This is a genomic window from Insolitispirillum peregrinum (genome assembly GCF_900156605.1).
In the GTDB taxonomy this organism is placed as follows: domain Bacteria; phylum Pseudomonadota; class Alphaproteobacteria; order Rhodospirillales; family Rhodospirillaceae; genus Insolitispirillum; species Insolitispirillum peregrinum.
The window spans coordinates 461,438-474,983 of record NZ_FTOA01000005.1; the positions used below are offsets into that span (position 1 = coordinate 461,438).

11 protein-coding genes are annotated in these 13,546 nt (G+C 61.6%); all 11 read left to right on the forward strand.

Annotated elements, in window-relative coordinates; genetic code table 11:
* The first annotated feature begins 53 nt into the window (after positions 1 to 53).
* Positions 54 to 2,897: a cache domain-containing protein gene (locus BW995_RS15455; RefSeq protein WP_076401282.1), complete on the forward strand. Its 2,844-nt coding sequence runs from the start codon at positions 54 to 56 to the stop codon at positions 2,895 to 2,897.
* 90 nt (positions 2,898 to 2,987) lie between these two features.
* The gene (locus BW995_RS15460) at positions 2,988 to 3,743 is read left to right on the forward strand and encodes a response regulator transcription factor (RefSeq protein ID WP_245821494.1); all 756 of its coding nucleotides are present in this window, start codon (positions 2,988 to 2,990) and stop codon (positions 3,741 to 3,743) included.
* Between the two features lie 245 nt (positions 3,744 to 3,988).
* Positions 3,989 to 5,659, forward strand: a complete 1,671-nt coding sequence (locus BW995_RS15465) for an acyl-CoA synthetase (RefSeq protein ID WP_076401284.1) — start codon at positions 3,989 to 3,991, stop codon at positions 5,657 to 5,659.
* A 75-nt stretch (positions 5,660 to 5,734) separates the two neighbouring features.
* Positions 5,735 to 6,490, forward strand: a complete 756-nt coding sequence (locus BW995_RS15470; RefSeq protein WP_076401285.1) for an ABC transporter ATP-binding protein — start codon at positions 5,735 to 5,737, stop codon at positions 6,488 to 6,490.
* Positions 6,480 to 7,205 (forward strand): ABC transporter ATP-binding protein, encoded by a 726-nt coding sequence (locus tag BW995_RS15475; RefSeq protein ID WP_076401286.1) that lies wholly within the window; start codon positions 6,480 to 6,482, stop codon positions 7,203 to 7,205. The genes BW995_RS15470 and BW995_RS15475 overlap by 11 nt, the downstream gene beginning before the upstream one ends.
* Before the next feature lie 54 nt (positions 7,206 to 7,259).
* On the forward strand, positions 7,260 to 8,522 hold the full coding sequence (locus tag BW995_RS15480; RefSeq protein ID WP_456152102.1) for an ABC transporter substrate-binding protein: 1,263 nt from the start codon (positions 7,260 to 7,262) through the stop codon (positions 8,520 to 8,522).
* A gap of 195 nt (positions 8,523 to 8,717) precedes the next feature.
* Complete coding sequence (locus BW995_RS15485; RefSeq protein ID WP_076401287.1) at positions 8,718 to 9,602, forward strand: branched-chain amino acid ABC transporter permease; 885 nt, start codon at positions 8,718 to 8,720, stop codon at positions 9,600 to 9,602.
* 16 nt (positions 9,603 to 9,618) lie between these two features.
* Positions 9,619 to 10,560, forward strand: coding sequence for a branched-chain amino acid ABC transporter permease (locus BW995_RS15490; RefSeq protein ID WP_076401288.1), 942 nt, complete (start codon positions 9,619 to 9,621; stop codon positions 10,558 to 10,560).
* Between the two features lie 32 nt (positions 10,561 to 10,592).
* On the forward strand, positions 10,593 to 11,462 hold the full coding sequence (locus tag BW995_RS15495) for a 3-hydroxybutyryl-CoA dehydrogenase (protein ID WP_076401289.1): 870 nt from the start codon (positions 10,593 to 10,595) through the stop codon (positions 11,460 to 11,462).
* A gap of 14 nt (positions 11,463 to 11,476) precedes the next feature.
* Positions 11,477 to 13,270 (forward strand): acyl-CoA dehydrogenase, encoded by a 1,794-nt coding sequence (locus BW995_RS15500; RefSeq protein WP_076401290.1) that lies wholly within the window; start codon positions 11,477 to 11,479, stop codon positions 13,268 to 13,270.
* 145 nt (positions 13,271 to 13,415) lie between these two features.
* Positions 13,416 to 13,546 (forward strand): hypothetical protein (locus BW995_RS20585; protein ID WP_139332945.1); only part of this gene is annotated, 131 nt, incomplete at its 3' end.

Sequence of the window (13,546 nt, forward strand, 5' to 3'; positions counted from 1 at the left end):
TTTTCTGCCAGCCCGTCATGCTGGGCGACAGAGTCAACAAGGGCTGCTGATGGATGTTTCGCTCCAGGCTGTTTTTGCGCACCTTTTCGGCGTTGGTGGCAGGCATCATTTCGATGGCGGCGGCGATCTATCTGTTTTCGGTGCCACTGATTCAGGAAACGGCCTATGACATTGAACTGAATGCCAGTCAGACCATCCTCGATAACGTGTTCGAGATGGCGAGCAAGATTCAGTTCAACCTCGAAGCCCACCGGGCGCTGGCGCTGGAAGGCCACAAGCGGCAACTGAAGAACATCGTCTCGATGGCCACCGGCTATGTGGCGTTCAATGACAACCGCGCCAAAAACGGCGAAATTTCCTACGCCGAAGCACGCCGCCTGATGCTGGAGGGCTTGCGGACCTTCACCTATGGCAACAACGACTATGTGTGGGTGATGGACTACAAGGCCCGGCTGCTGTCGCACCCGGACCCGCAGTTTCAGGATGTTGACGGCACAAAGATCACCGACAGCCAGGGCAAAACGTTCCTGCCCGAAATCGTTGCCATCGCCCAGCGGGACGGCGAGGGCTATTACACCTACCCGTGGAGCCGTCTGGGCCGCAAGACCCCCAGCCAAAAGCTGTCCTATTTCCGCAATCTGCCCGACTACGGCCTGATTATCGGCAGCGGTGTCTATCTGGATGACGTCGAAGAAGAAGTGGCGCAGCGCAAGGCGGCGGCCATCGAAGACTTGCGGCAGGCGTTGCGCAACATCCGCATCGCCCGCACCGGCTATATCTATATTTTTGACGCCTCGGACCACATGCTGATCCACCCGAGCGCCAATCTGGAAAACACCCTGTTCGGCAGCTTGCCCAACCCGGTTTCCGGCCAGTCGATCGCCAAGGAACTGCGCGAGGCCGCCGCCAGCAATAAGCCATTGTATTACAAATGGGACAAGCCGACCGATCAGGGCAACTACGTCTATGAAAAACTGTCGTGGGTGCGGCATTTCGAGGGCTTTGACTGGTACATTGCCTCGTCGGTCTATACCGAAGAATTGCGGCGCAGTTCGGACATTCTGGGTGATCGCATCCTGAAAATCTCCATCGCCGTCCTGTTGCTGGCCAGCCTGTCCGGCTATTGGGCGGTGCGCACGCTGGTGAGGCCGCTGAATCAGTTGGCCGCTACGGCAATGCGTGTACGTTCGGGCGATCTGTCGGCGACCAGTGGCATTCGGCGGGATGATGAAATCGGGGTGCTGGCAGTGGCGTTTGACGGCATGATCGGACGATTGCGGGCCAGTATCACCGTGCTGGACAGCCATGTCCGGTCGCGGACGGTCGAGCTGGAGAGCGCACAGGCGGCCCTGACCGAAATCGAAGCCCGTCAGCGCCTGATCCTGAATGCCATTCCGGCGGCCATTGCCTACATCGACCAGCAGCAACTGGTGCGCTTTGCCAATGCCCGCTGGATACAGCTGGTGCGGGGAACCCACAGCGATCCGAACGGTGTGCTGGGGTTGCCGTTGGCCGATTGCATGGGGCGCAGTGCCTATGCGGTGGTCGGACCGCAGGTGGAAAAGACGCTGGCCGGGCATCAGACGACTTTTGAATATGCCTATGTATCACCCGCAGGCACCCCGACGGTGATCAAGACCACCCTGATCCCGGAATTCGGTCCCGATGGCGAGGCGGTAGCCCTGTTCGTCCTGTCGCTGGACATCACCGACGAAAAGGAAACCGAGCGCCATTTGCTGGAGGCTCAACGCCTGAAAGCGGTCGGGCAGTTGTCTGGTGGACTGGCACATGATTTTAACAACTTGCTGTCAATCGTGATCGGCAACCTGTCGGCAGCCCGCGACAAGTTCATCACCGTGGAAGGACTGGCTCCCTACCTCGAGCCATCCTTGCGGGCGGCCTATCGCGGGGCGGACATAACCAACCGGCTGTTGGCCTTTGCCCGCCAGCAACCGCTGGCGCCGTCGGCGGTTGATGTCTGCGCTTTGGTCCGCGAGGCCGAATTGTTGTTGCGTCGCTCGATGCCGCCGGGGATCACCATTGATGTCGGCAGCGATGAATGCGCCTGTCATGCCTTTGTTGATCAGGGGCAATTGACCAACGCAGTGGTCAATCTGGCTTTTAACGCCCGTGATGCCATGCCAAAGGGCGGCACGCTGTCGATCAGTGTGCAGGCGCGCCATTATCAAAAGGCCATGCCCTTTGACGAGCCGGTGCCGCCGGGGCTGTATGCCGAAATCCGCATTGCCGATACCGGGCAGGGCTTTGCCCCCGAGGTGCTGGCGCGGGCCTTCGAGCCGTTTTTCACCACCAAGGCGCAAGGCTCCGGGCTGGGGCTGAGCATGGTCTATGGTTTTGTGAAGCAGTCGCGTGGTTTCATCCGCATTGCCAGCCAGCCCGAGCAGGGAACCACCATCACCATCCTGCTCCCGGCGGCTGAAAAGGTGGAGGAGGCTGCTACGGCAGCCTTACCCGCGCCCGACACAATCCAGTGGCAGGGCGAGCTGGTGTTGCTGGTCGAGGACAATGAAGACGTTCGTCACATGATTCGCGGGCAGTTGACTGATCACGGGCTGGCGGTGCTGGAAGCCTCCAGTGGTGATGAAGCCGCCGAGCTGCTGGAAGCGGTTCCCGATATTGCGCTGGTGGTGTCTGACGTGCTGATGCCCGGCAACCTCAGCGGGATTGATCTGGCGCGGCGGGTTCGTCGCTATCATCCGGCGGTGGGCATTGTCCTGCTGAGCGGCTTTGCGCTGGAGGCCGGGGAGTGGCCCCGTGAACTGGCCGATGTGCCGCTGTTGCGCAAGCCGTGGCAGCCGCAACAGTTGTTGCAAGCGCTGGCCGGAACCCGCCGCGACGGTGGTGAACCACCGCCGGTATTGTCAGATCAAATATAAGCCATCACTTGAACAACTGGCCGCCGGGTCGCACAATGGCCCGATCAACCCGCCCGGATGAGGTGGGAAATACGGCAAGGGAGGGCGAGTTTGCTCAGGGACAAGCGCATCTATGTGGTGGAGGATCAGCCAGACCTGCGAACGCTGCTCGCGTCTGTGCTGACGGAATACGGCTATCAGGTCACCGGCTATGCGACCGGGCGCGAGGCGCTGGCCGCGATTGCCTCCGCGCCGCCTGATTTGTGTCTGGTCGATCTGGGCCTGCCGGATATGGATGGCATGGCGGTCATCCGCCGCCTGCACGACGACCGCCCGTTTGGCCTGATCATCCTGACCGGGCGCGGGGGAGTTTCTGACCGGGTGCTGGGGCTGGAGCTGGGGGCTGATGATTATATCGTCAAGCCGTTCGAGCCGCGCGAACTGGTCGCCCGCGTCAGCAGTGTGTTGCGGCGAACCGAGCAGCTGGCGGCGCTGAGCGCCCTGTCGGTGACACAGGCGCAGGATGCCGAACTGGCGCCGACGGCCCGCTTTGCCGACTGGTGCTATGACAGTGGCAGCCTGACGCTGATCCGGGGCGATGGGGCGCAGGAACGCCTCAGCCGGGCCGAGGCCGACATGCTGGCGACCTTCCTGCGCTCCCCCAAACGGGTGCTGTCGCGGGAACAGTTACAGGGTGATTGTCCGGACAGTGACGATATCGCCTTTGACCGCGCCATTGATGTGCGGGTTTCCCGCCTGCGTAAAAAGCTGGGCGATGACCCGCGCAGCCCGCGCCTGATCAAGACCGTCTATGGGGCAGGGTACCTGTTTGCCAGTGATATTGCCTGGAGCGGGCGGCGTTCATGAAGAGCAGTGCGCCCAAGTCCCCATTTTTCTTTGTTGCTCAATAGAATGGGGCCTGGGGCCTCCCGGCCCCAGCGAGGTGTGGAGCCGCGCTCCACAATCCTGTTTCCTTTGTATCCTGCCTCACCCCCCCCTGTTACAATTGGTTACAGTGTGCAGAAACTTCTGCAAAAGTCCTGCGCTACAGTGCTTTCCAAGCCACCGCACACGGCACAAGCCGGGCGGACAGAGATTTGGGAGACGCCTGTATGCCATCCGCCCCTGATGACCGTGATCTCACCGTGTCGGTTTACGACCGGGACCTTGGCAAGAACGAAGCCAACTATGTCGCCCTGTCGCCGCTGACCTTTCTGGAGCGGTCGGCCAGTGTGTACCCGGATCGGGTGGCGCTGATCCATGGCGCAGTCCGCCGGACGTGGCGCGAGACCTATCAGCGGTGCCAGCACCTGGCCGCCGGGCTGGTGGCGCAGGGGATCGGGCCAGATGAAACGGTGGCCGTGCTGGCGGCCAACACACCGGAACTGTTCGAGGCCCATTTCGGGGTGCCGATGGCCGGTGCGGTGCTGAATGCCATTAACACCCGCCTCGACGGTGAAGCGATTGCCTTTATCCTGAACCACGCCGAAGCGCGTATCCTGCTGGTGGACCGCGAATTTTCAGCGGTGGCCGAGCAGGCGCTGGAACTGGTCGAGCGTGACATGCTGGTGGTCGATATTGACGACCCCTCCTTTGACGGCGGCCATCGTATCGGCTCGATGACCTACGAAGAGCTGTTGACCCGTGGCGCGGCGGATTTCCGCTGGCAGGCTCCGGCAGACGAGTGGAAAGCCATTGCGCTGAACTATACCTCGGGCACCACCGGTAACCCCAAGGGGGTGGTGTACCATCATCGCGGCGCCTATCTGAACGCGGTATCGAACGCCCTGTCGTGGCATTTGCCGGACGGAGCGATCTATCTGTGGACGCTGCCGATGTTCCACTGCAATGGCTGGTGCTTCCCGTGGACGATGGCGGTGGTGGCGGGGACGTCGGTCTGCCTGCGTCATGTGCGGGTCGAGCCGATCCTGAACGCCATCCGCGACGAGAGCGTCGGCTATTTCTGCGGTGCGCCGATCGTGCTGAACATGCTGAACAACGCCCCGGATGCCCTGAAGGCCGGGATTTCGCATCCGGTAAAGGTGATGACTGCCGGGGCGGCACCTCCGGCGGCGGTGATTGCCGGCATGGAGCGGATGAATTTTGAAGTCACCCATGTTTATGGCCTGACCGAAGTCTATGGCCCGGTGACGGTCTGCGTCTGGCGCGACGAGTGGAACGACAAGTCGCTGGACGAAAAGGCGCAGTTGAAAGCCCGTCAGGGCGTGCGCGGTCCGATGCTGGAAGCGGTGATGGTGGCCGATCCCCAGACCTTGCAGCCGGTGCCGCAGGATGGCCAGACGATGGGCGAAATCTTCATGCGCGGCAACAACGTCATGAAGGGCTACCTCAAGAACCCCAAGGCCACCGCCGAAGCCTTTGAGGGCGGCTGGTTCCATACCGGCGACCTCGCGTGCTGGCACCCCGACGGCTATGTCGAAATCAAGGATCGCTCCAAGGACATCATCATCTCGGGCGGGGAAAACATCTCGTCAATCGAGGTCGAAGACATCCTCTATCGTCACCCGGCGGTGCTGGAAGCCGCCGTGGTTGCCCGCCCTGACGACAAGTGGGGCGAAACACCCTGCGCCTTTGTTACCCTGAAAGAGGGTGTCAGCGATGTGGACGAAGCCGCCATCATCGCCTGGTGCCGGGCGCATATGGCACACTTCAAGACACCCCGGACGGTGATCTTCGGGCCGTTGCCCAAAACCTCAACCGGCAAGATCCAGAAATACGTCCTGCGCAGCAAGGCGCGGCAGGACGATCTGACCGAAGCCTGATCACTGCACAAGGGTCAGCATAAGACCCGCAGTCCTGCGTTCCATCCTATAAAAACACCTCACAGGGAGGTCCAGATGTCCGAGCACATTCTGGAAACGCAAAATCTCACCAAGGAGTTCAAGGGATTTGTTGCGGTCAGCAACGTGAACCTGTCGGTCAAGACCGGCCACATTCACGCCCTGATCGGCCCCAACGGGGCAGGCAAGTCCACCGTGTTCAATCTGGTGACCCGTTTCCTGACCGCAACCACCGGCAAGATCCTGTTCGAGGGTCGCGACATCACCACCACCAAACCGGCGGACATTGCCCGCCTGGGCATGGTGCGGTCGTTCCAGATTTCGGCGGTTTTCCCGCACATGAGCGTGCGTGAGAACGTGCGGGTGGCCCTGCAGCGGGCGACCGGTTCGGCCTATCACTTCTGGAAAAGCGCGACCAGCCTGAACGAGCTGAACGCGCGGGCCGACGACCTGCTGGAACAGGTCGGCCTGCTCAGTCACGCCGACGCGCTGACCGTCGAGCTGCCCTATGGCCGCAAGCGGGCGCTGGAGCTGGCGACCACTCTGGCCCTTGATCCGCGCCTGATGCTGCTCGACGAGCCAACGCAGGGCATGGGGCACGAGGACGTTGGCCGGATCACCGATCTGATCCGCAAGGTATCGGCCAACCGCACCATCCTGATGGTGGAACACAATCTCAGCGTGGTGTCGCGGCTGTGTGACCGGATCACCGTTCTCCAACGCGGCGCGGTGTTGACCGAGGGCAATTACGAGCAGGTTTCTGCTGATCCGCAGGTGCGGGCGGCCTATCTGGGAGGAAGCCATGCAGCCTGAACTGTACGCCAGCCCGGACGAAGACCTGCGCATCACCGATCTGCATGCCTTTTACGGCGAAAGCCACATCCTGCACGGGATCGACATCAGCCTGTGCCGGGGTGAACTGGTCACCCTGCTGGGGCGCAATGGTGCCGGGCGCACCACCACCCTGCGGGCAATCATGGGGCTGGTCAGCCGCCGCACCGGCTCGATCATGGTCAAGGGGCAGGAAACCATTGCCATGCCGACCCACCGGATTGCCCATCTGGGGATCGGCTATTGCCCGGAAGAGCGCGGCATCTATTCCAGCCTGAGCGTGGAAGAAAACCTGTTGCTGCCCCCCAAGGTTGCCAGCGGTGGCCTGACCGTCGAGCAGCTTTACGAGATGTTCCCCAATCTGGCCGAACGCCGCAACAGCCGGGGCACCCAGTTGTCCGGCGGCGAGCAGCAGATGCTGGCGATGGCCCGTATCCTGCGCACCGGCGCTGATCTTTTGCTGCTGGACGAAATCACCGAGGGCCTCGCGCCGGTGATCGTCGAGCGGCTGGGCGAGGTTCTGACCCGGCTGAAGGGGATGGGCTATACCATCGTCCTCGTCGAGCAGAACTTCCACTTCGCGGCCCCGCTGGCCGACCGCCACTATGTGGTGGAACACGGCCATGTGGTCGAAACGGTCCTGAAAGAAGAGCTGAAAGCCAAGACGGACCTGCTGAACAGCTATCTTAGCGTGTAATCAGTATTCAAAAAGCCTGAACAGAAGGCTTGTCACTTAGGGAGTGATCGTTCCATGCAATCCATTCATAAGGCGTCGCGGTCCTTTGGCCGCATGTTCACCTCGGCTCTGGCCCTGTCCGGCATGCTGGCCGCCGGGGCGATGGGCCTGATGGCTCCGGCAGCGCAGGCGGCAGGGATTTCGGACGGCAAGGTCAAGGTTGGCGTGCTGACCGACATGTCCGGCACCTATTCCGACCTCGCCGGGCCGGGTGCTATCGAAGCCGCCAAGATGGCGATCGAAGATTTCGGTGGCAAGGTTGCCGGGGCTCCGATTGAACTGGTAACCTCTGACCACCAGAACAAACCCGACATTGCCGCCAACACCGCCCGCGAATGGGCCGATGCCGGTGGGGTGGACGTGTTCGCCGAACTGGTGACCACCTCGGTGGCGCTGGCCGTTGACGAAGTGGGCAAGCAGAAGAACAAGATCACCCTGGTCTCTGGTGCCGCCTCGTCGGCGATCACCAACGCCTCGTGTACCCCGACCGCCATTCACTACACCTACAACACCCGCGCTCTGGCAGCGGGGACCGGCAGCGCGGTGGTGAAGGAAGGCGGCGATACCTGGTTCTTCCTGACCGCCAACTATGCCTTTGGCGAAAGCCTGGAACGCGACGTCTCGAAGGTGGTCAACGAAGCGGGCGGCAAGGTGCTGGGGGCGGTCAAGCATCCGTTCCCGGCCTCGGACTTCTCGTCGTTCATCCTGCAGGCGCAAGGATCGGGTGCCAAGGTGATTGGTCTGGCCAACGCCGGTGCCGACACCATCAACGCCATCAAGGCCGCCAACGAATTCGGCGTGGTGCAGGGCGGGCAGAAAATCGCCGGTCTGCTGGTGTTCCTGACCGACGTCCACAGCCTGGGCCTGCAGGTGGCGCAGGGGCTGCAACTGACCACCGGCTTCTACTGGGATCGTGACGAAGAAACCCGCGCCTGGTCGAAGAAGTTCTTTGCCCGCACCGGCAAGATGCCGACCATGGTGCAGGCCGGGGTCTATTCCTCGCTGACCCACTACTTCAAGGCCATCGAAGCCACTGGCACCGACGACACCATGACCGTCCGCCAGAAGATGGAAGAGATGCCGATCAACGACTTCTTTGCCAAGAACGGCAAGATTCGTCCGGACGGCCTGATGGTCCACGACATGCTGCTGGCCGAAGTCAAGAAGCCGGAAGAGTCGAAGGCTCCGTGGGATTACTACAAGATCCTGCGCGTGATCCCCGGCGACGAAGCCTATGGCCCGCTGTCGGAAAGCACCTGCCCGCTGCTGAAGAAGTAAGCTGACCCGGACGGGGCTTGTTCCTGCACAGGGCAGGGGCAGGCCCCGCCGTTTTTCCCGAAATAAAGACTGCTGGTTCCCTTGAGAGAACCGGCTTGCAGGCCACGACAAAAATACTGTCATCGCAGAACAGTTCGGCCTGAATAAAAAATACGATCGCTGAGACACCAACAACGATCACAGAGGAAACGCCCCATGGATATCTTTTCCATCTCGCCGCAGGTGCTGCTGGGACAGCTTCTGCTCGGCCTGATCAACGGTTCGCTGTACGCCGTGCTCAGTCTGGGTCTGGCGATCATTTTCGGCCTTTTGAACATCGTCAACTTTACCCACGGGGCCCAGTACATGCTGGGGGCCGTGCTGGCGTGGGCCGGGTTGAATTACCTTGGCATGAATTACTGGCTGGCGCTGATCTTTGCGCCGTTGATGGTTGGTGCCATCGGGATCATCATCGAACGGACGATGCTGCGCCGTCTGGCCAATGTCGATCACCTCTATGGCCTGCTGCTGACCTTTGGTCTGGCGCTGATCATCGAAGGCCTGCTGGTGCGGATGCTGGGCGTTACCGGCCAGCCCTATGCCGGTCCGCCGGAACTGAAGGGCGGGATGAACCTGGGGTTCATGTTCCTGCCGTACTACCGCGCCTGGGTGGTGGTGGCGTCGCTGGCGGCCTGTCTGGGGGCCTGGCTGCTGATCGAACGCACCAAAATCGGCGCTTATTTGCGGGCCTCGACCGAAAACCCCAACCTGCTGAAAGCCTTTGGCATCAACGTGCCGCTGCTGGTGACGCTGGCCTATGGCTTTGGCGCGGCGCTGGCCGGGTTTGCCGGGGTGTTGGCGGCTCCGCTGTTTCAGGTCAGCCCGCTGATGGGCTCCAACCTGATCATCGTGGTGTTCGCGGTGGTGGTGATCGGCGGCATGGGGTCGATTCTCGGCTCGATTGTCACCGGCTTGTCGATGGGCCTGATCGAGGGCCTGACCAAGGTTGTCTACCCCGAAGCCTCGTCAACGGTGGTGTTCGTGGTGATGGCGATTGTTCTGTTGGTGCGGCCCGCCGGGCTGTTCGGCAAGGCAGCGTGAGCGGAAGGGACAGATCATGACCAAGATTCAAGCACGCAACCGGCTGTACCTGTTGCTGGTGGCCATCGTTATCGGGCTGTTGGCTCCGCTGGTGGTGTACCCGGTTTTCCTGATGAAAATCCTCTGTTTCGCCCTGTTTGCCTGTGCCTTTAACCTGCTGCTGGGCTTTACCGGCCTGCTGTCGTTCGGTCATGCGGCCTTCTTTGGTGGCGCGGCCTATGTCACCGGCCATGCGCTGAGTGTCTGGGGCCTGCCGTTCGAACTGGGCATTCTGGCCGGGACGCTGGCGGCAACGGTGATGGGGGCGATTGTCGGCAAGTTGGCGATTCGCCGTCAGGGCATCTATTTTGCCATGGTGACGCTGGCGCTGGCGCAGCTGATTTACTTCCTGTGCCTTCAAGCGCCCTTTACTGGTGGTGAAAATGGCCAGCAGGGAATTCCGCGCGGGTTCGCTCTGGGCATCCTCGACCTTAGCAATAACACCACCCTCTATTATGTCGTTCTGGTGATCTTTTCCCTGGGGTTCGGGCTGGTTTATCGGGTGATCAACTCGCCGTTCGGGCAGGTTCTGAAGGCGGTGCGCGAGAACGAGCCACGGGCCATTTCCCTCGGCTATGATACTGATCGCGTTAAATTAACTGCCTTCATTGTCTCGTCCGCACTGGCTGGTCTGGCCGGAGCAACCAAGGCCGTTGTGTTCCAGTTGGCATCGCTGACCGATGTGCACTGGCACATGTCGGGCGAGGTGGTTCTGATGACCCTGTTGGGGGGTGTCGGAACTTTGATTGGTCCGGTTGTTGGAGCAGGGGTTGTCGTCACCCTACAGAATACTTTATCCTCTGGTCCGTTGAACGCTTATGTTCCTGTGGTCCTGGGGGGAATCTTCGTGGTCTGCGTGCTGGCTTTCCGGCGAGGCATCGTCGGTGAGATCAAGGCGCTGATCAAACAGTCCTTCTGACCATCTCATCACACACCCAAACGGGGGAATTCATGATCGAAACAATCGGCATCGTTGGCGCAGGCCAGATGGGCAACGGCATCGCCCATGTGGCAGCCATGGCGGGCTATGCGGTCAAGCTGGTGGATATCAGCGCAGACCAGCTCGCCGGGGCTGTGGCGACCATCGACCGCAACCTCGGTCGGCAGGTGGCAAAGGGCAAGGTGTCCGATGCCGACAAGGCGGCCGGGCTGGCGCGGATCACCACCTCGACGGTGATGGATTTTGCCGATTGTGATCTGGTGATCGAAGCTGCCACCGAAAACGAGACGGTCAAGCGCGCGATTTTTGCGCAGATTTGCCCGACATTGCGTCCGCAGGCGATCCTGTGCACCAATACCTCGTCGATTTCGGTGACCCGTCTGGGGGCTTCGACCGACCGCCCTGAACGGTTCATGGGGATGCACTTCATGAACCCGGTGCCGGTGATGCAGCTGGTCGAGCTGATCCGTGGCATTGCCACCTCGCAAGAGGTGTTTGCCGAAATCCGCACGCTGACCGAACGTCTGGGCAAGACCCCGGTGTCGGCCGAGGATTTCCCCGCCTTTATCGTCAACCGTATCCTGCTGCCGATGATCAACGAAGCCGTCTACACCCTGTACGAGGGCGTCGGCTCGGTGTCGGCGATTGATACGGCGATGCGGTTGGGCTCCAACCATCCGATGGGACCGCTGGAACTGGCCGATTTTATCGGCCTCGATACCTGCCTTGCGGTGATGCATGTCCTGCATGACGGCCTGGCCGACAGCAAATATCGCCCCTGTCCATTGCTGGTCAAATATGTCGAAGCCGGTTGGCTTGGCCGCAAGACGGGCAAGGGTTTTTATGACTACAGCGGGGAAACTCCGGTCCCAACCCGGTAAAGGAAGCACGACCAATGACGACCTATCTGCCACCTCTTGATGACATGCGCTTTGTGCTGGCCGAACTGGCCGGTCTGGATCAGATTGCCGCCCTGCCGGGCTTTGAGGAAGCGACGCCCGATCTGGTGGACAGCATCCTGACCGAAGCCGGTCACATTGCCGAACAGGCGCTGGCCCCGTTGAATGCTCCGGGTGACCGTCAGGGCTCCAAACTGGTTGATGGCGTGGTGACCACGCCCGAAGGCTGGCAGGACGCCCTGAACACTCTGACCGAAGGCGGCTGGAACGGTGTGGCCTTTCCGGCGGAATTCGGCGGTATGGGGCTGCCCAATCTGGTCAATGCCCCGATTCAGGAAATGTGGCATTCGGCCAACATGGCCTTTGCCCTGTGTCCGATGCTGACGCAAGGGGCGGTGAATGCCCTCCTGACCTATGGCACCGACGCGCAAAAGGCCCTGTATCTGCCGCGTCTGGTGACCGGGGAATGGACCGGGACCATGAACCTGACCGAGCCGCAGGCCGGGTCCGATCTGGCCGCCCTGCGCAGCATGGCCACCCCGGACGGTGATGCCTATCGCATCAAGGGGCAAAAGATCTTCATCACCTATGGCGATCATGAACTGACCAGCAACATCATTCATCTGGTGCTGGCCCGTACTCCCGATGCGCCTCCGGGGATCAAGGGGATTTCGCTGTTCATCGTGCCGAAATTCCTGACCAATGACGCTGGCGAGATCGGTGCGCGCAACGATGTGCACTGCGTCTCGCTGGAACACAAGCTGGGCATTCACGGCAGCCCGACGGCGGTGCTGTCGTTTGGTGATCACGAGGGCGCGGTCGGTTATCTGATTGGTGGCCTGCATCGTGGCGTCGAATGCATGTTCACCATGATGAACCATGCTCGTCTGTCGGTCGGGATGCAGGGGCTGTCGATTGCCGAGCGGGCCTATCAGCAGGCACGCGGCTATGCCCGCGAGCGCATTCAGGGCAAGCCGGCGGGCTGGACCGCCGATGGCAAGACCGGCATCGTCAATCACCCGGACGTGCGCCGGATGCTGATGACCATGAAGTCCAAGATCGAAGCCATGCGGGCGCTGGTCTATGTGTCGTGGGCGGCCATTGACGGGGCGCATTCCAACCCCGACGCCGAACAGCAGGCCAAGGCGGCGCTGATGGCCGACCTGCTGACCCCGATCACCAAGGGCTGGTGCACCGAAACCGGTGTCGAACTGGCCTCGCTGGGGGTGCAGATCCACGGCGGGATGGGCTATATCGAAGAAACCGGCGCCGCCCAGCATTTCCGCGATGCCCGCATCACCACCATCTATGAAGGCACCACCGCCATTCAGGGCAACGACCTGATGTTCCGCAAGCTGTTGCGCGACAAGGGAGCCGCTGTTGAGGGCCTGCTGGCTGACATGGATCAGGTTGCCCGGCAGGCGACCACCCTTGGCGGGCCGCAACTGGGCTTGATCGGGGCCGGTCTGGCGACGGCGGTTGCCCAGACCCGTCAGGCAGTGAAGTGGCTGCTGGATGCGGCGGCTCCGAATGCCGCTCTGGCGGCCGCCGCCGCCGTGCCGTTCCTGCGCCTGATGGGAACGCTGGTCGGCGGCTATCAGCTGGCGCGGGCGGCTTTGGTCAGCCAGGCCAAGCTGGCGGCCGGTACCGACACCCCGGACTTCTACACTGCCAAACTGACCACCGCACAGTTCTATGCCGCCTCGATTCTGCCCGAGGTGGCAGCCTTGACCCAAAGCATCGTCATCAGCAGCGATCTGGTGATGGCGCTGGACGAGCCGTTGCTGTAACCCATCCGCTGGCCGCCGGAAGGCTCCCGGCTGCCCCGCTCCCGAGCCATTCCGATGATTCGGGAACGCCCTCCCTTAGAGAGCCATACCCCTTGGGGGCGGGACGTTTGTGCCCGCCCCCCTTTTCCTGTGGGCGAGCAGGATGATGCAGGTCAGAGGAATGAGTGCGATGCGTGAGTCAATGGAATTTGATGTCGTGATCGTTGGTGGCGGCCCGTCGGGGCTGTCAACGGCGATCCGGCTGATGCAAAAAGCCCAGGCCGACGGGCAGGAACT